At 64.5% G+C, this 15,739-nt stretch carries 13 protein-coding genes and 1 tRNA gene; 5 read left to right on the forward strand and 9 right to left on the reverse strand.

Annotated elements, in window-relative coordinates; all coding sequences use genetic code 11:
* Together IGW04_RS13980 and IGW04_RS13985 are read left to right on the forward strand one after the other, a co-directional pair.
* Positions 1 to 113: transposase (locus IGW04_RS13980; RefSeq protein ID WP_194713700.1), on the forward strand; the 113-nt coding region annotated here is incomplete at its 5' end.
* A gap of 621 nt (positions 114 to 734) precedes the next feature.
* Positions 735 to 1,835: a GNAT family N-acetyltransferase gene (locus tag IGW04_RS13985; protein ID WP_194713701.1), complete on the forward strand. Its 1,101-nt coding sequence runs from the start codon at positions 735 to 737 to the stop codon at positions 1,833 to 1,835.
* Between the two features lie 38 nt (positions 1,836 to 1,873).
* Here the strand turns inward: IGW04_RS13985 and IGW04_RS13990 are convergent, their stop codons facing one another.
* Genes IGW04_RS13990 through IGW04_RS14000 form a run of 3 tightly spaced genes read right to left on the reverse strand, consistent with a single transcriptional unit; the run spans position 1,874 to position 3,827 of the window.
* On the reverse strand, positions 1,874 to 2,740 hold the full coding sequence (locus IGW04_RS13990; protein ID WP_194713702.1) for a hydrolase 1, exosortase A system-associated: 867 nt from the start codon (positions 2,738 to 2,740) through the stop codon (positions 1,874 to 1,876).
* The gene (locus tag IGW04_RS13995) at positions 2,737 to 3,579 is read right to left on the reverse strand and encodes a hydrolase 2, exosortase A system-associated (protein ID WP_194713703.1); all 843 of its coding nucleotides are present in this window, start codon (positions 3,577 to 3,579) and stop codon (positions 2,737 to 2,739) included. Before IGW04_RS13995 ends, IGW04_RS13990 begins: the two co-directional genes overlap by 4 nt.
* The gene (locus IGW04_RS14000) at positions 3,579 to 3,827 is read right to left on the reverse strand and encodes an acyl carrier protein (RefSeq protein ID WP_194713704.1); all 249 of its coding nucleotides are present in this window, start codon (positions 3,825 to 3,827) and stop codon (positions 3,579 to 3,581) included. Before IGW04_RS14000 ends, IGW04_RS13995 begins: the two co-directional genes overlap by 1 nt.
* 474 nt (positions 3,828 to 4,301) lie before the next feature.
* Here IGW04_RS14000 and prsT point away from each other — a divergent pair, with 474 nt between their 5' ends.
* On the forward strand, positions 4,302 to 7,040 hold the full coding sequence (gene prsT, locus IGW04_RS14005) for an XrtA/PEP-CTERM system TPR-repeat protein PrsT (protein ID WP_228527093.1): 2,739 nt from the start codon (positions 4,302 to 4,304) through the stop codon (positions 7,038 to 7,040).
* Positions 7,041 to 7,121: 81 nt separating this feature from the next.
* Here prsT and IGW04_RS14010 read toward each other — a convergent pair whose 3' ends face one another.
* The 4 genes from IGW04_RS14010 to rnr form a co-directional block, all read right to left on the reverse strand.
* Complete coding sequence (locus IGW04_RS14010; RefSeq protein WP_194713706.1) at positions 7,122 to 7,775, reverse strand: YceH family protein; 654 nt, start codon at positions 7,773 to 7,775, stop codon at positions 7,122 to 7,124.
* Between the two features lie 9 nt (positions 7,776 to 7,784).
* Entirely contained in the window at positions 7,785 to 8,534 is a 750-nt protein-coding gene (cysE, locus tag IGW04_RS14015; protein ID WP_194713707.1) for a serine O-acetyltransferase, read from the reverse strand.
* A gap of 83 nt (positions 8,535 to 8,617) precedes the next feature.
* A complete protein-coding gene (rlmB, locus tag IGW04_RS14020; RefSeq protein ID WP_194713708.1) occupies positions 8,618 to 9,361 on the reverse strand; it encodes a 23S rRNA (guanosine(2251)-2'-O)-methyltransferase RlmB in 744 nt (247 codons plus the stop codon).
* Positions 9,362 to 11,905, reverse strand: a complete 2,544-nt coding sequence (gene rnr / locus IGW04_RS14025; protein ID WP_194713709.1) for a ribonuclease R — start codon at positions 11,903 to 11,905, stop codon at positions 9,362 to 9,364. It lies immediately after the preceding gene.
* 163 nt (positions 11,906 to 12,068) lie between these two features.
* Between rnr and IGW04_RS14030 the strand changes: the two genes are divergently transcribed.
* A tRNA-Leu gene (locus tag IGW04_RS14030) sits at positions 12,069 to 12,153 on the forward strand.
* A 143-nt stretch (positions 12,154 to 12,296) separates the two neighbouring features.
* Here IGW04_RS14030 and galE read toward each other — a convergent pair.
* On the reverse strand, positions 12,297 to 13,319 hold the full coding sequence (gene galE / locus IGW04_RS14035) for a UDP-glucose 4-epimerase GalE (RefSeq protein WP_194713710.1): 1,023 nt from the start codon (positions 13,317 to 13,319) through the stop codon (positions 12,297 to 12,299).
* Between the two features lie 186 nt (positions 13,320 to 13,505).
* On the opposite strand from galE, the gene IGW04_RS14040 reads away from it, so the two are divergent.
* Positions 13,506 to 14,693, forward strand: coding sequence for a VanZ family protein (locus IGW04_RS14040; RefSeq protein ID WP_194713711.1), 1,188 nt, complete (start codon positions 13,506 to 13,508; stop codon positions 14,691 to 14,693).
* Here IGW04_RS14040 and IGW04_RS14045 read toward each other — a convergent pair.
* Positions 14,686 to 15,540: a lytic transglycosylase domain-containing protein gene (locus IGW04_RS14045; protein ID WP_228527094.1), complete on the reverse strand. Its 855-nt coding sequence runs from the start codon at positions 15,538 to 15,540 to the stop codon at positions 14,686 to 14,688. The two genes, IGW04_RS14040 and IGW04_RS14045, sit on opposite strands and share 8 nt — an antisense overlap.
* Between the last annotated feature and the right edge of the window lie 199 nt (positions 15,541 to 15,739).

A 15,739-nucleotide genomic window follows, 5' to 3' on the forward strand; every position in this document is an offset into this window, starting at 1 on the left:
AATTCTTTAACAAACTCAAGCAATATCGCAGCATTGCCACCCGCTACGATAAGACCGCCCGCAACTTCCTCGGCGCCATCCATCTTGCTGCCGTTGTTGTCTGGCTTAATTGATGACACGCCCTAGAAATTTTTAACACTTTTTCTACTCCAGACTCATACCGGCGCGCCTCCTTCGAAAGCGGCCTGGTCAATACAGGTCAAAGCCAGGCTGCAGACGCGATCGGAGCGCAACATGACCAATCACAGCAGTATTTATTTCCTACAATAAATATTACTATGAAGAAACGAATTATCCAAGAAGCATTTAAACACAGAACATTCGCACGTCCGGCAATACATGCTGCAGTGCATCATGCACCCGCAGCCTTATTGCGGCTTTCGATATTCGATTGTCGCATCGATACGACTCACAGATATCAAAAAGTCACTAGATTTCCGAACTGCATCAAACTTTCTTGGCATTACAATAAGACTATGGACTACTGGGCGGCATTCCACAGTTGTTATAGCCAGGCTCGATATAACGCAAACCTTGCGCAGCGCATTTCAATAAATTTCCTATAAGCAGCACCATAACCGCCCAGTATTTCGGCAAGCGCACATAGTAAACATGTGACAAGTCTTGGCAAGAAATAATGCCCTGCAGTTGATTGATAGCAATATTGCATCAAGGTTTTCCATCCACAGTGACTTGCCCCTTTTTGATGAACCATCCCATGCACCGTAACGTCGATGTTTGCCGCTGAAGCCTATTCACGTTTTCCCGATATGCCGGAACAGGCGTCCGCATTGTTTGAACAGGCGCTGGAACAAAGAGGGCTGTTCCTCAGCCTTCCCTGGTTCACGCACCTGGCCGCGACCGGGCTCGAAGGCAATGTGCAGCTGCGCCTCTACGGCGTGCGCGAGCAGAGCAACGGCAACCTGGCATTCGTGCTGCCCCTGCGCGAAGCCGCGGGCCGTCGCGGCATGCGTCAGCTGGAAGGCCTGTCGAACTGGTACAGCTCCCTTTATGGTCCCGTCGGCAGCGACGAAGCCGGCCTGCGCCAGGCGATGACAGCCCTGGCGGCGGCGATTGCCGCCGAACGGCCGCGGTGGGACATCCTGGACCTGCATCCCCTGGACCCCGAAGACCCGTCCTTCGAGGCATTGCTGCAGGCGCTGCGCGCGGCCGGCATGGCGACCCAGCGCTATTTCTGCTTTCACAACTGGTACCTCGATGTCGCCGGGCGCTGCTACGACGACTATGCGGCCGGATTGCCGTCGCGCCTGAAGAACACGCTCAAGCGCAAGGGACGGCAACTGGAAAAGTCGGGCCGGGCGCGGTTCGAGATCGTGACCGGCGGAGCGCAGCTGGAAAGCGCCATTGCCGCCTATGAACAGGTATATGCAGCAAGCTGGAAGTCGCCCGAGCCGTCATCGGACTTCATGCCCGGCCTGATGCGGCTTTGCGCCGGCCAGGGCTGGCTGCGGCTGGGCATTGCGACGGTCGACAACGAGCCGGCCGCCGCGCAGCTCTGGATCGTCTGCGCCGGCGTTGCCTCGATCTACAAACTGGCCTATGACGAAAAATTTGCCAGCCTCTCCATCGGCTCCCTGCTCACCGAGCGGCTGATGCGTCAAGTGATCGATATCGACCGGGTCAGGGAAGTCGACTACCTGACCGGGGACGACGCCTACAAACGCGACTGGATGTCGCACAGCCGCGAGCGCTGCGGGATTATCGCGTTCAATCTGCGCTCTGTACGCGGCATCGCGGCGGCGGCCCTGCATCTCGGCGGCGGACTGCTGAAAAACGGCTTGCGGCGGCTGCGCCGCGCACCGGACGCGGCATAGTCGCCGCCGGGCAGGAAGCGCCGCCTCGCCGCCCCGGCTTACCAGCGCTGCAGCCAGTCGGCAGTCCAGCGCGCCACCTGGTTGCGCCATTCAATGCGTGAAAAGGTGTGGTCGGCATCGCGCAGGCGTTCGCGGGCCACCCGCTTGCCGCGCATGGCCCTGCGCCAGTCGCGTCCGGACGCAAGCGCCTCGAATTCACGGGCGGTGAGGTCGGCGCCGCTGGTAATAAACAGCGTGTGCCCGCGGAACCGGGAATAGCCCTCCAGCATCCTCTGCGGCAGCGGCTGGGCGACGGCTTGCGCGGCTGCTCCTGGCTGGCTGGATGCCGCGGCGCCGCGCGTGGCCTTGCCAAGCAGCCCCCGGAACGAGCGCAGCGCCGCGGCCGGGTTGAAACGGCCGGCGGCGATCTTCTTCCACAGCCCCGGATCGAACAGCCTTGTCAGGTAGTAATGCCGCAGGTAGGCGCGCGCCGCCCCCTCCTCGGTGCGGGCCCAGGGATTAAGCAGCACCATGCCGGTCACCCGCTGGTCGTGGTGCGCATAGAGCATGGCTGCCGATGCGGCATCGCACAGGCCCCACAGGACAACTTCCGTTGTGCTGGGCACTTCGAGGAAAAACGCGTCGATTGCGGCGCGCAGGTCCGGTTCCACGTCGGAGAAGTCCCGCAGATCGCCTTCGCTGTCACCCATGCCGCGGTAATCGAAGCGCAGCACCGGCACCCCCTGCGATGCCAGTTCGCGCGCCAGCAGGGTGAACTGGCGATGGCTGCCGACCCGGTATTGCGGGCCGCCAACCACCAGCACCACGCCGCGTGCCGACGCCGGCATGGCCGCCGGCAGCGACAGCACGCCGTACAGCCAGCAGCCTGCGCAGTGAAAACCGACGCCCCGCTCCTCGATGTTCACGCGGTCTCCCCGGCCAGCAATGCCAGGCTGGCATCGAGCAGCGCGGGCGCCTCGGCAATTTCCTGGCTGCTCCAGAAGGCCGGCCCCTGCACCGTCTGCGTCAACAGTTGCCAGCCCTGCTCCACGCAGCGTGCCGCAGCCGCGGCGCGCGCCGGCGCCATGCCGCGCCCTGCCTGCGGCACCGTATCCAGCCAATGCAACGGACATGCCGGCGCAACCATGCCGGCCAGTGTTGCAGCGTCGATCGCCGCAGCCAGCGCCGGCGTCAGGGCATAGCCGGCAATTTCCAGCATGGCGCCCTCGCCCAGGCGGCGGCGCAGAGCATCGACGCCGCCGGCCTCGCCCTTGCCGGCGGCCAGCATGTCGGCCGCCAGTTTCAGCCGCAGGAACTGGGTGAGGTAGGCTGCGCCGTCGGTGACCGGCTGCCATAGCAGCAGAGAGGCAAGGTCAGGCCGCTGCTGCGCCACGTCGAGCGCGAGCAAGGCGCCCAGCCGCAGACCCCACAAGGTCGGCGCGATGTCGGCCTGCATGCGCATCCAGTCCAGCGCGCAGGCGACGTCGGCGCGCCAGATTTCCCATCGGGCATCGCCGGCATCGCCTTCGCTGTCGCCGCATCCGTAGAGATCAAGCTGGAGAACGCCGAAGCCGTGCTGGGCCAACAGACGAGACTGGCATGCCACCATGCGGCGCGACTTGTTCATTTCCTCGGCATGGGCCGGCAGGTGCAGCACCATTCCACGCGTTGCGCCCTGTGGCGGGTGATAGAGGCAGAAGCGTTTGCCGGGACTGGCTTGCAGGAAGAACGGGCGCGCCGGCGGATGGCTGGGCGCGGCCTGCATCAGGCAAGCTTCCGGTCGACGAAAGCGGCGAGGCTGCGCAGGGTTTCGAACACCTCCGCGCTGATCTCGTCATCGGCGATGCTGAAGCCATACTGCTCTTCCAGCGCGGTGATCAGGTTGATCACCGCCATCGAGTCCAGCTCGGGAATCGCGCCCAGCAGGGGACTGTCCGCGGTCAGGTTGGCGCCGCGTTCACCCAGGCCGAGGGTGTCGCTGACAAGGTTTTTCACGTCTTCGAGGGAATGCATGCTGCTGTAGCCGTCCTGTAGCTGTGAGCGCCCGACAAGAATGCGCGCCGGCGGTCTCCGGCCGTGCATGCTGCCGCAGAGATGCCAGAGCCAAATTGTCAGGCGCTCTGTGATTGATCTGATAACGATAAGCCGGGATCATACATCATGGGTCCGACGCGGTTATCGGCCGCCGGCGCCAGGCGGCGGCCGATATCTGCGTTTCCTCAAAACAAGTGCAATTCTATAAAGAATCGGGTGTCAACGCCGGGCGGTTGGTGTACTCTCATGCCAAACTGATATAAGGCAGTCATCGCTCACCGCTCAGCGCAACACGCTCCCGCAGGAACATGTGTAATACCTGCACGATCCGGCAGCGGTGCGCCCTGTCAGAATGCGTCGTCACGATCGATGTGCCGACCGCACCGCCACACCAAGTTCAGAGGAAAAGTCATGCCAAGTAAGAAGACGAAGCTGGCCACATCGGCCGTCGTAATGTCCGGAGTTTTGCTGCTCGGGGGTAGCCTTGCAGGCTGCGGCCGCAGCGACAGCCCGGAAGCGCTGGTGGCGGAAGCTGCCCAGTACCGCCAGAAGGGCGACCAGAAGGCCGCCATCATCCAGCTGAAGAATGCGCTGCAGAAAAAGCCGGACGACGCCGAGGCGCGCTTCATGCTCGGCAGCATCTACAACGAATCCGGCGATCCCCTGTCTGCCGAGAAGGAAATCCGCCGCGCCATGGATCTCGGCGTGGCCAAGGACAAGACCGCGCCCCAGCTCGCCAGGTCGCTGATGGCGCAGGGCAAGCAGCAGGAAGCGCTGGATGCGCTGAACGCCGCCGGCAGCCTGAGCGACGCCGGCGCGCAGGTCATCCGCGGCGACGCCTATACCGCGCTGAACAAGATCCCGGAAGCCAAGGCCGCCTACAACGACGCCCTCAAGATCACGCCCGACACGCCGCTGGCGCTGGTGGGCCTGGCCCGCATTGCCTATGCCGAAAAGGATGTGGCGGGCGCCACCCGCATGGTGGACCAGGCAGTGGCGAAGAATCCGCAGAGCACCGAGGCCCTGATCGCCAAGGCCGACCTGCTGCGCGCGCAGAACAAGAATGACGAGGCGATGGCAGCCTATGACGCGGCCATCAAGATCAAGCCCGACCATGTGCAGAACCGCATCGCCAAGGCCAATCTCGAGATTGCGATGAAGCGCTTCGACGAGGCCAAGGCCGAGATCGAGGCCGCGCGCAAGCTCTCGCCCGGATCGCCCAGCGTCAGCTATGCGCAGGCGCTGCTGGAATTCAGCCAGAGCAATCACAAGCAGGCGCTGGAGTCGATCCAGCAGGTGCTCAAGGTCGCGCCCGACCACATGCCCAGCCTGCTGCTGGCCGGCGCCATCCAGTTTGCGCTGGGCTCCAACGAGCAGGCCGAACGCAACGTCAAGCGCTATATCGATGCCAATCCCGGCAATCCCTATGCAACCAAGCTCCTCGCTTCCATCCTGCTGAAGAACAATGATCCGCAGCGTGCGCTGGCGGTGCTCGGCCCGATGATGCAGCAAACCCAGTCAGACCCGCAGATGCTGAGCCTGGCTGGCGAGTCCTACATGAAGTCGAAGGACTACGAGAAGGCCACCGAGTACTTCGAGAAGGCCACCACGCTGGCGCCGCAGGCGCCGATGATCCGCACCGCGCTGGGCATGAGCAAGCTGGCGCAGGGCGAGAATGCCAGCGGCATGGCCGAGCTCGAGATGGCCAGCAACCTCGACAACAAGAATACCCAGCCCGGCATGCTGCTGGTGATGAACCATCTGCGCCTGAAGGAATACGACCAGGCGCTGGCCGCGGTGAAGAAGCTGGAAAAGGAAAAGCCGAACGACGCCACCATCAAGACCCTAAAGGGCAATGTCCACCTGGCCCGACGCGAGTTTCCGCAGGCACGCGCCAGCTTCGAGGAAGCGGCCAAGCTGCAGCCGACCTACTTCGCGCCGGTCGTGAACCTGGCCCAGGTCGACGTGGCCGAGAAGAAGCCCGATGCCGCCAAGGCGCGCATCGAAGCCTTCATCGAGAAGGACAAGAACAATGTCGAGGCCATCACCGCGCTGGCCAGCCTGGCCAAGTCGCAGGGCAAGAACGACGAGGCCACAGCGCTGTACGAGCGCGCCGCCAACGTCAACGCCAACGACCTGCCGGCCGCGCTGCGCCTGGGCAACCACTACCTGCAGATCAACGACAAGCAGAAGGCGCAGGCGCTGGCGCAGCGGCTGCTGGTCAGCAATCCAAGCAGCCCCGAAGTGCTGGACTTCTCCGGCCAGACCGCGCTGGTCAATGGCGACAAGGAAGGCGCGCTCGACACCTATCGCAAGCTGGCTGGCCTGGTGCCGAATTCGGCGCTGGCGCAGTACCGCATCGCCACGGTGCAGATGCTGATGCAGAACCAGGGCGCGGCCATCGACTCGCTGAAGAAAGCCGTTTCCCTGAAGCCCGACTATCTCGAAGCGCAGGTGGCGCTGGCGGCGGTGCAGGCACGCACAGGCAAGCCGCAGGACGCGCTGGCCACCGCGCGCGAGATCCAGAAGCAATTGCCCAAGCTGCCTGTCGGCTATTCGCTCGAAGGCGACCTGATGATGCTGCAGCAGAAGCCGGCGGAAGCCGTCAAGCCGTATGAGCAGGCAATGGCTGCCAATGGCGGCAACGCGGTGCTGGTCAAGCTGCATGAGGCGCTGACCAAGGCCGGTCGCGCCAAGGACGCCGACGCCACGGTGGCTGCCTGGCTGAAGGCCCATCCGCAGGACACCGCGGTGCGCCTGCATATGGCCACGATGAGCCTGAACAACAATGACAGCAAGAGCGCCATCGAGCAGTTCCAGGCCGTGCTGAAGCAGGAGCCCAACAACATCGGCGCGCTGAACAACCTGGCGATGGCCTACCAGGCGCAGAAGGATGCGCGCGCGGTGGAGTATGCGGAAAAGGCGCTGGCGCTGGCGCCCAACAACCCGGCGGTGATGGACACGCTGGGCTACATCCTGGTGGAGCGCGGCGACATCAAGCGCGGCCTGCCTTACCTGGAAAAAGCCGCCGCAGCCGCGCCCGGCGCGATCAACATCCGCTACAACCTGGCGATGGCCCAGATGAAGGCAGGCGACAAGGAAGCCGCCCGCAAGAACCTGGAGGAAGTCGTCGCCAAGGGTGGCGCGTCAGGCAAGGCGGAGGAAGCCAAGGCCGCGCTGAAGACGCTGTAAGTCGCGTCGATCGGCAAAATAGAATGGCGCCCGCGGGCGCCATTTTCATTGCATCGTCTCGTTGGCAAGCCACCAGCGCGGCTACTCCAGCAGGCGCCTGAACTCGGTGAACTCCGCCGACAGCCTGGCCAGTTCCTCCCGCAACTGCGCCACCTCCGCCTCCAGCTGCGACACCCGGTCCTGCCGCGGTGCGGCGACTGCCTGCCCGGCAGCCTGCTCCGTGCCCTCGGCCGGTTCGCCCGACAGCAGATGCGCATGGCGCGCTTCCTTGGCGCCGGGCGCGCGCGCCAGCTTCACCGCCAGCGGCGGGTATTTATCGATCAGGAACTGCAGCGCTTCCTCGACCGCGGCAACGTTGCCAAATTCATGCATGCGGCCGGCGCGGCTGCGCACCTCGGCCGCGGTCTGCGGGCCGCGCAGCATCAGCATCACCAGCGCGGCCAGCCGGTCCTGCTCCAGCGTCCAGCGCAGGCGCATGCGGTGCTCGTATTTCGCCACGCGCGCACCGGCCTGGCTGACCTCGGCAGCCAGCTTCTTCGCCATGAGCCGGTCCAGCGCGTCCTGCACTTCCTCTTCGGCCAGCGTCATCACAGGGTCGCGGCTGGATAGCTGGTTACAGCCGCCAACCAGCGCATTGAGCGACATCGGATAATTGTCCGGCGTCAGCTGCTCCTTTTCGGCCAGCACCGCCAGCACACGCACTTCAACCGCATCCAGCGGCAGATCGTCGCTCATCAAACTCTCCTATTCCACCAGCCGGTTGAGCTGGTCGGGGTCGAAACGGTCAAGGTCGGCCAGCTTGTCGCAGGCAATGCCCGCCGCCTGCAGCGCAGACAGGATGCGCTGGAGCTGGGCTTCCTGGGTGGCGGTCTGGTTGATCAGGCCATGCAGCGCCCTGGACAGCGGATCGTCGGCATCGGGCGTGACGCCATAGGCGGCAAACATCCGCGCCGCCGCCTGCCGGGCCGGGCTGGCATCGTCCTTTTCGATGATGCGCGCCGGATTGCCGACCGCGGTGGCGCCCGCCGGCACCGGCTTGACCACCACGGCATTGGAACCCACGGTGGCGCCTTCGCCCACGGTAAAGCCGCCCAGCACCTTGGCGCCTGCGCCGATCAGCACGCCGCGCTCCAGCGTCGGATGGCGCTTTGCGCCCTTGACCAGCGAGGTGCCGCCCAATGTCACCCCCTGGTAGATGGTGCAGTCGTCGCCGACTACCGCGGTTTCGCCGATCACCACGCCGAAACCATGGTCGATGAAGACCCGGCGACCCAGGGTGGCGCCGGGATGAATCTCGATGCCGGTGAGAAAACGGCCGATATGGGAGAGGAAGCGCGCGGTCCAGTGCAGGCCGCGCTTCCAGCACCGATGCGCCAGGCGGTGCAGCAGGACCGCATGCAGTCCTGGATAGCAGGTCAGCACTTCCCAGCGGCTGCGCGCCGCCGGGTCGTGCTGCATGATGTTGGCGATGTCCTCGCGCAGCCGGGTAAACATGGAATGGATTAAATCGAAACGGGAGACAGCGATGGTAGCGGCAAATCGCGCCGCGCTGGCATCATTAGCCGGTCAAGGCGCTGTCACACGCCCTTGACCATGCGCTGGCGGCGCGCCTCGTACAGGCACACGCCCGAAGCCACCGACACATTCAGGCTTTCCACCGAACCCATCATCGGCACGTTGACCAGCAGGTCGCAGGTCTCGCGGGTCAGGCGGCGCATGCCCTCGCCTTCCGAGCCCATCACCAGCGCGGTGCCGCCGCTGAAGTCGGCCTCGTACAAGCCCTTTTCCGCGTCGTCGGCGGTGCCGATCAGCCAGATGTCGCGCTCCTTGAGCTCGCGCATGGTGCGGGCCAGGTTGGTGACGGTGATGTAGGGCACGGTGTCAGCCGCGCCGCTGGCCACCTTGGCGGCAGTGGCATTAAGGCCAACCGCCCTGTCCTTGGGGGCAATGACTGCATGCGCGCCGGCGCCGTCGGCAACCCGCAGGCAGGCGCCGAGATTGTGGGGATCGGTGATGCCGTCGAGGATCAGCAGCAGCGGCGGGCCGACCACCACATCCAGCAGTTCGTCGAGATTGCGCGCCAGCGAGATGGCGCCGGCCTTGGCCACCACGCCCTGGTGCCTGCGGCTGCCCACCATGCTCGACAGGCGCTGCTCGTCGGCCTGGATCACCCGCACGCCGGCGGCCTGCACTGCCCGCAGCAACTCGCGCATGCGCGGGTCGTGACGCCCCGCGTCAACATAGATTTCCTCGATGCTTTCCGCTTCATGGCGCAGCCGGGCGGTGACGGCGTGGAAGCCGAAAATCAGTTTGCTTTTCATTTACTTTTGTCGTTTCTTCTTGCCGCCGGCCTTGTCGCCGGCGCTTTTGCGGGAGGTGCGTGCCTTGGGCGCAGCGCCTGCCGCACTGCGTGGCTTGCGGTTGCCGCCATTGCTACTATTGCTGATGTTGTCGGCATTGCCGCCGCGCGCCTTGTGCGGCGCCTGCCGGGCGTCGACAGCCGTCTCGACCGACGACTCGCCGGCCGGAGCGGCCGGGCTGCTTGCCGGCACGTCGTCCGCCTTGCCGCGCCTCTTCTTGCGCCCACCCTGCTCGCTGTCTGCCCGCCGCGCCTCGTTCTTCAACTGGGTATGGATGCCAGGCTCGTTGACCAGTCGCAGGTCGATCTTGCGCGCATCGAGGTCGACCCGGCTGACCTGCACCGTGACCCGGTCGGTCAGCTGGTAGCGCATGCCGGTACGCTCGCCACGCAATTCATGGCGGGTGTCGTCGTACTGGAAGTAATCGGCGCCCAGTTCGGTCACATGCACCAGTCCCTCGATGAACAGGGTGTCGAGCTGGACGAAGATGCCGAAGGGCGCAACGCCCGAGATCGTGCCGGTGAACTCTTCGCCCAGACGGTCGCGGATGAAATAGCACTTCAGCCAGGCCTCGACATCGCGCGAAGCCTCGTCGGCGCGACGCTCGTTGGCCGAGCAGTGCACGCCCAGCGATTCCCAGATCGCGTAATCGCCATCGAGCTTCTTCTTGCCGCTGGCCTTGTCCTGCGCCGCCTTGCGCCGGCCGGCCGGCGACAGCTGGGTATTGAGTTCGCTGACCTCGATGCCGCGCGGATCGTAGCGCTTGCCTTGCAGGATCGCCTTGATCGCACGGTGCGTCAGCAGGTCGGGATAGCGCCGGATCGGGCTGGTGAAGTGGGCATAGGCTTCATAGGACAAGCCGAAGTGGCCGATGTTTTCCGGGCTGTAGACCGCCTGCTGCATCGAGCGCAGCAGCATGGTCTGCAGCAGCAGCGCATCGGGACGCAGCTTGATCTTCGGCAGCAGCTCGGCATAGTCGGACGCGCTGGGCGAGTCGCCGCCACCCAGGTTCAGGCCCATCTGCTTCAGGAAGGTGCGCAGCTGGTCCAGCTTTTCCTTGCTCGGGCTGGCATGCACCCGGAACAGCGTCGGGTGCTTGTGCCGCTCCAGCAGGTCGGCCGCGCAGACATTGGCCGCCAGCATGCATTCCTCGATCAGGCGGTGCGCGTCATTGCGGGTGCGCGGCAGGATCTGCTCGATCTTGCCGGCGCCGTTGATGACGATATAGGTTTCGGTGGTTTCGAAATCGATCGCGCCGCGTGCATGGCGGGCCTGCAGCAGCACGTGGAACAGGTCGTACAGGTTCTGCAGGTGCGGCACCAGTTCCTGCCGCCGCGCCGCTTCCACGCCGCGGGTATTGGTCAGGATGGCGGCGACCTCGTTGTAGGTCAGGCGCGCGGCCGAGTGGATCACCGCCGGATAAAACTGGTAAGCCTTGATCTCGCCCTTGGCGGTGACGACCGCGTCGCAGACCAGCGTCAGGCGGTCGACGTTGGGATTCAGGGAGCACAGCCCGTTCGACAGCTTTTCCGGCAGCATGGGAATCACGCGGCGCGGGAAATACACCGAGGTGCTGCGTTCCAGCGCATCGGCATCGAGCGCGTCGTTGGGACGCACGTAATGGCTGACGTCGGCAATGGCCACGATCAGGCGGTAGCCCTTGCTGCGGCCGATCTTCACCGGCTCGCAATAGACGGCATCGTCGAAGTCGCGGGCATCCTCGCCGTCGATGGTCACCATCGGGATGTCGCGCAGGTCGACCCGGCCGTCCAGGTCGGCCTCGAGCACTTCCGCTGGCAGCTTGGCAGCCTGCTTTCTGGCCGCGTCGGAAAACTCGTGCGGCACGCCGAACTTGCGCACCGCGATCTCGATCTCCATGCCGGGGTCGTCGATGTCGCCCAGCACTTCGATCACCCGGCCCACCGGCTGGGTATAACGGGACGGCTGTTCGGTCAGTTCGACGCTCACCACCTGTCCGCTCCTGGCCTTGCCCGGCGAGCCGGCCAGCAGGATATCCTGGCCGATGCGCTTGTCTTCTGGCACCACGATCCAGGCGCCGTTCTCGTTGAGCAGGCGGCCGATCACACGGCTGTTGGCACGCTCCACCACTTCGACGATGGTGCCTTCAGGCCGGCCGCGGCGGTCGGTGCCGGAAACGCGCGCCTTCGCCCGGTCGCCATGCAGCACCTTCTGCATTTCCTTCTCGGACAGGAACAGGTCGTCGCCGCCATCGTCGGGGATCAGGAAGCCGTAGCCGTCCCGGTGCCCGCTGACCCTGCCTTCGACGAAGTTGGGCATATGGCTCAGCTTGTAAATGCCGCTGCGCTCCGAGCTGATCTGGCCGTCGCGCTCCATCGCATTCAGCCGGCGCATCAGACCCTCGGTTTCATCGGGTCCCACATGCAGCGCCGCAGCGATGGTGCTGGCGTCTTGCGGTTCGCTTGCGGTACGGAGGATGCCGAGGATGTCTTCGCGGCTGGGTATGGAATAGGGAAATTGGCTCAAGAGCGTGTGGTGTTGGTGGTTAAAAATTGAGCGGGTAGTGTAACGGACTAAGGCTTCATTCGCCTAGAACTATGCCAGTTGCAAGAAATCGCTCAAGCCATGTTGACTTCGGGGAATTTGTCTCTATAATGCCAGTCTTCTTTGGGAAGCAGCAGATCCCAAGGCCCACGTGGCGGAATTGGTAGACGCGCATGGTTCAGGTCCATGTGCCGCGAGGTGTGGGGGTTCGAGTCCCTCCGTGGGCACCACGATTTGAAAGGCCGGTTGACATCGTCAACCGGCCTTTTTCTTTTGGCGGGCCTGGCGCGCCGTCGAACCTCGATGTCCGATGCCGCCATCGCTTCAGCGGCCCGTGGCAGCGGGGCCGGCAGACCCCGCCGCATGACCATCCTCAGTCGTCGCCAAAGCCTTCCGGATTACCGCTCTGCCAGCGCCAGTGGTCCTCGCACATCTGGCGCATGCCCTTCTCGGCGCGCCATCCCAGCAATTGCGCCGCCAGGTCCGGCGAGGCGTAGCAGCTGGCGATGTCGCCCGGACGGCGCGGCACAACCTGATACGGCACCGGCCGGCCGCTTGCCTCTTCGAATGCCTTCACCGTTTCCAGCACGCTGTATCCCTGCCCGGTGCCGAGATTGACCGTGAAGCCGCCGTCGTGCGCGAACAGGCGGTTCAATGCCGCCACATGGCCCTTGGCAAGGTCCACCACATGGATGTAGTCACGCACGCCGGTGCCGTCCGGCGTCGGATAGTCATTGCCAAACACCGACAGCTTCTCGCGCCGTCCCACCGCCACCTGCGCGATGAAGGGCATCAGGTTGTTTGGAATGCCGCGCGGGTCCTCGCCTATCAGCCCGCTCTCATGCGCGCCGACCGGATTGAAATAGCGCAGAACGCCGATGCGCCAGGAGGCGTCGGAGTGCTCCAGGTCGCCCAGTATCTGTTCCACCATGAGCTTGGAGCGGCCGTAGGGATTGGTGACGGACAGGCGCGCGCTTTCCACCAGCGGCAATGCCTCCGGGTCGCCATAGACCGTGGCCGAGGAGCTGAACACGAAGACCTTGACGCCGGCATCGGTCAGCGCCTCGAGCAGGTTGACGCTGCCGGCCACGTTATTGTCGAAGTACAGCAGCGGCTTTTCCACCGATTCGCCCACTGCCTTCAGGCCGGCGAAATGGATCACCGCATCGACCCGGTGCCGGGATAACAGCGCGTCCAGAGCGGCACGGTCACGGATGTCGGCCTCGTGCAGCGGGAAGTCCTTGCCGGTGATCTGGCGCACCCGGTCGAGCGCCTTGCGCGAACTGTTGCAGAGGTTGTCCAGCGCGACGATATCAAACCCGCTCTGCAGCAGTTCGACGCAGGTATGCGAGCCGATGAATCCGGAAGCTCCGGTCACGAGTATGGTTTTTGGCATAGAGAGGAAAGCCTTGTGAAGGTGGAATACGGGATAGCCATGTGCCGCAGGCGGCAACGCGCGTGCCATTTTACTCGCGTACAATCCGCCTCCACCCGGGTCTGATCAAGTTTGACGCTCCCCTCTCCCATGCCGCACGACCTTCCTCTCGTTACGCCCCTCGTTCCCGCCCGCTCCGCATGGCGCATGCTGGCCGCCCTGCTTTGCTATGCCGCGCTGCTGGCCTACGGCAGCCTGTATCCGTTTGCGCACTGGCACGCGCCGGAACTGCCGGCAATGGCATTTCTGCTGATCTGGCCGGCCCATCTCGACAAGGCGGACGTGCTGCAGAATGTGCTGGTGTATGCACCCTTCGGGCTGCTCGCTGCACTCTGGCTGGCAGGGACGATGCGCGCCACGCGGGCGGCGCTGCTGGCCACCCTGATGGGAAGCGGACTCAGCCTTGCCATGGAGTGCCTGCAGCAGTTCAACCCGGCGCGGGTCGCTTCGCCGGTCGATATCGCGATGAATGCGCTGGGCAGCGGCCTGGGGGCCCTGCTCGCCGGCACCATGCTGCGGCATACGCTGTCCGGTGCGCTGACGCTGGCCTGGCGCGACCGCTGGTTCCGACAAGGCGCGCTTGCCAATACCGGATTGGTGATCGTGTGCCTGTGGCTGCTGTCGCAAACCAGCCCGCTGGTGCCGACCCTGGATGTAAGCCATCTGCGCCGCGCCCTGTCCGGCCTGTGGCATGCGCTGCATGATCCGCAACTCATCGTCATGGCGCAGTTGCTGACCTACGCCTGCCTGTTCACCAGCATGAGCGCGATGGTCCTGCTGCTGGCGCGTCCGGGCAAGCCGGCGCTGGCGCTGTTCGCGCTGACGCTGCTGTCGCTGCTGGCGGCCAAGGCGCTCATCGTTGGCCGGGTGCTGTCGCTCGAGGCTTGCGCCGGCGCCTGCATCGCGCTGCTGGCAAGCCTGCTGCTGCGCCATCTGCCGCTGCGGATTCTGCCGTGGCTGGGCATGCTGACGATCGTGCTCGGGTTTACGGTTGCGGAACTGGCGCCGGGCGCGCCGTGGATGGTGGCGACCTTCAACTGGACGCTGTTTGCCGGCCAGATGCACAGCGTCGCCGGCCTGTCGAACATTCTCGAACTGCTGTGGCTGTTCATGGCGCTGGCCTGGTTCTTGCGCATCGCGCGGCCCAACGGCGGAGCGCGGCGAACGGCATTCGCTGGCGCCGTACTGACCGCCGTGGCGGTATTTGCGCTCGAATGGCAGCAGCAATGGCATGGCCGCTATGGCGACATCACCCAGGTCATGCTGTGTGTGGCGGGCTGGATCATTCCGTGGTGCGTGCCAGCGTCAGACCGCCCGATCGATCCGCCTATTTGACGCCCGGAGAGCCGGGAGAACCGGAAGAGGCGGCAAGGATGGGCGAAGCCTGCACCAGTCCTTCCCGGTAAGGATGGGTGGTCTTGCGGTAGAGCGCGGTGATGCGGCGCACATAGTCGCGGGTTTCCGGGTAAGGCGGAATGCCGCGATAACGCTCCACCGCTCGCTCGCCTGCATTGTAGGCAGCCGCCACCAGCGGCACATTGCCCTTGAAAAACGCCAGCAGCCACTGCAGGTACGCGACCCCGCCCTTGATGTTGTCTTCGGCGTTGAAGGCGTCCTTGACGCGGAAGCGCTGCGCGGTTTCGGGGATCAGCTGCATCAGGCCCTGCGCATTCCTTGGCGACACCGCCTTGGCATTGAAGCCGGATTCCACGGCAATGAATGCCAGCACCAGTTCCGGATCGATTTCATATTTGAATGACACCTTGCCGACCGTGTTGTAGATATGGCCGCGCGGATAGTTCGGCGCCGCGCCAGCTGGCACGGAGACTGCGGCAACGGCTGGCGGCGGCACCATGCAGGGCGGGACGACGGGCTTGATGGAAGCGAGCTGGCGCATGGTGGCCGCCTGCGCATGCCCCTGCTCGGCGGCCAGCCCAAACAGATGCGCTGCAATGCCGTCATCGCGCGCAACGCCACGACCGTTGGCATACATCCATGCCAGCCCGTACTGCCCATCGGCATTGCCGGCCCTGGCCGCCGCGCAATACAGATCGATGGCGCGGGCATAATCGCGCGGCACGCCTTCCGCATGCTCATAACGTGCAGCCTCTTCGACCAATGCCTGCGGCTTGCGGCTACCCTGACCGTACCCGGCGCCTGCGCTGTCGGCGTGCGCTGCCATGCTGCCGGACAACACGGCGACGCTACAGACAAACCTGGCGAAAAGCGGAAAACGCATGAAACGACCTTTCAATAAGATTCTTGTTGACCGAATTCGCATCGGCCACGCAGAACACATGCGATAATTTAATTATATTCTTTGCAACTTTCTATGCAAAATCTCTGCCTGGCATTGAGTAAGCCATGCTGCGCTGGGCGTT

The sequence above is a fragment of the Noviherbaspirillum soli genome (assembly GCF_015352955.1).
GTDB classification, from domain to species: Bacteria; Pseudomonadota; Gammaproteobacteria; order Burkholderiales; family Burkholderiaceae_D; genus Noviherbaspirillum_A; species Noviherbaspirillum_A soli.

Excerpts from the sequence above, each read along its gene's own strand:
- IGW04_RS14045 (WP_228527094.1), bottom strand. The coding sequence starts at position 15,540 with ATGGCAGCGCACGCCGACAGCGCAGGCGCCGGGTACGGTCAGGGTAGC.
- IGW04_RS13985 (WP_194713701.1), top strand. The coding sequence starts at position 735 with ATGTTTGCCGCTGAAGCCTATTCACGTTTTCCCGATATGCCGGAACAG.
- rlmB (WP_194713708.1), bottom strand. The coding sequence starts at position 9,361 with ATGAAAAGCAAACTGATTTTCGGCTTCCACGCCGTCACCGCCCGGCTG.
- IGW04_RS13995 (WP_194713703.1), bottom strand. The coding sequence starts at position 3,579 with ATGCAGGCCGCGCCCAGCCATCCGCCGGCGCGCCCGTTCTTCCTGCAA.
- IGW04_RS14000 (WP_194713704.1), bottom strand. The coding sequence starts at position 3,827 with ATGCATTCCCTCGAAGACGTGAAAAACCTTGTCAGCGACACCCTCGGC.
- cysE (WP_194713707.1), bottom strand. The coding sequence starts at position 8,534 with ATGTTTACCCGGCTGCGCGAGGACATCGCCAACATCATGCAGCACGAC.
- prsT (WP_228527093.1), top strand. The coding sequence starts at position 4,302 with ATGTCCGGAGTTTTGCTGCTCGGGGGTAGCCTTGCAGGCTGCGGCCGC.
- IGW04_RS14040 (WP_194713711.1), top strand. The coding sequence starts at position 13,506 with ATGCTGGCCGCCCTGCTTTGCTATGCCGCGCTGCTGGCCTACGGCAGC.
- galE (WP_194713710.1), bottom strand. The coding sequence starts at position 13,319 with ATGCCAAAAACCATACTCGTGACCGGAGCTTCCGGATTCATCGGCTCG.
- IGW04_RS14010 (WP_194713706.1), bottom strand. The coding sequence starts at position 7,775 with ATGAGCGACGATCTGCCGCTGGATGCGGTTGAAGTGCGTGTGCTGGCG.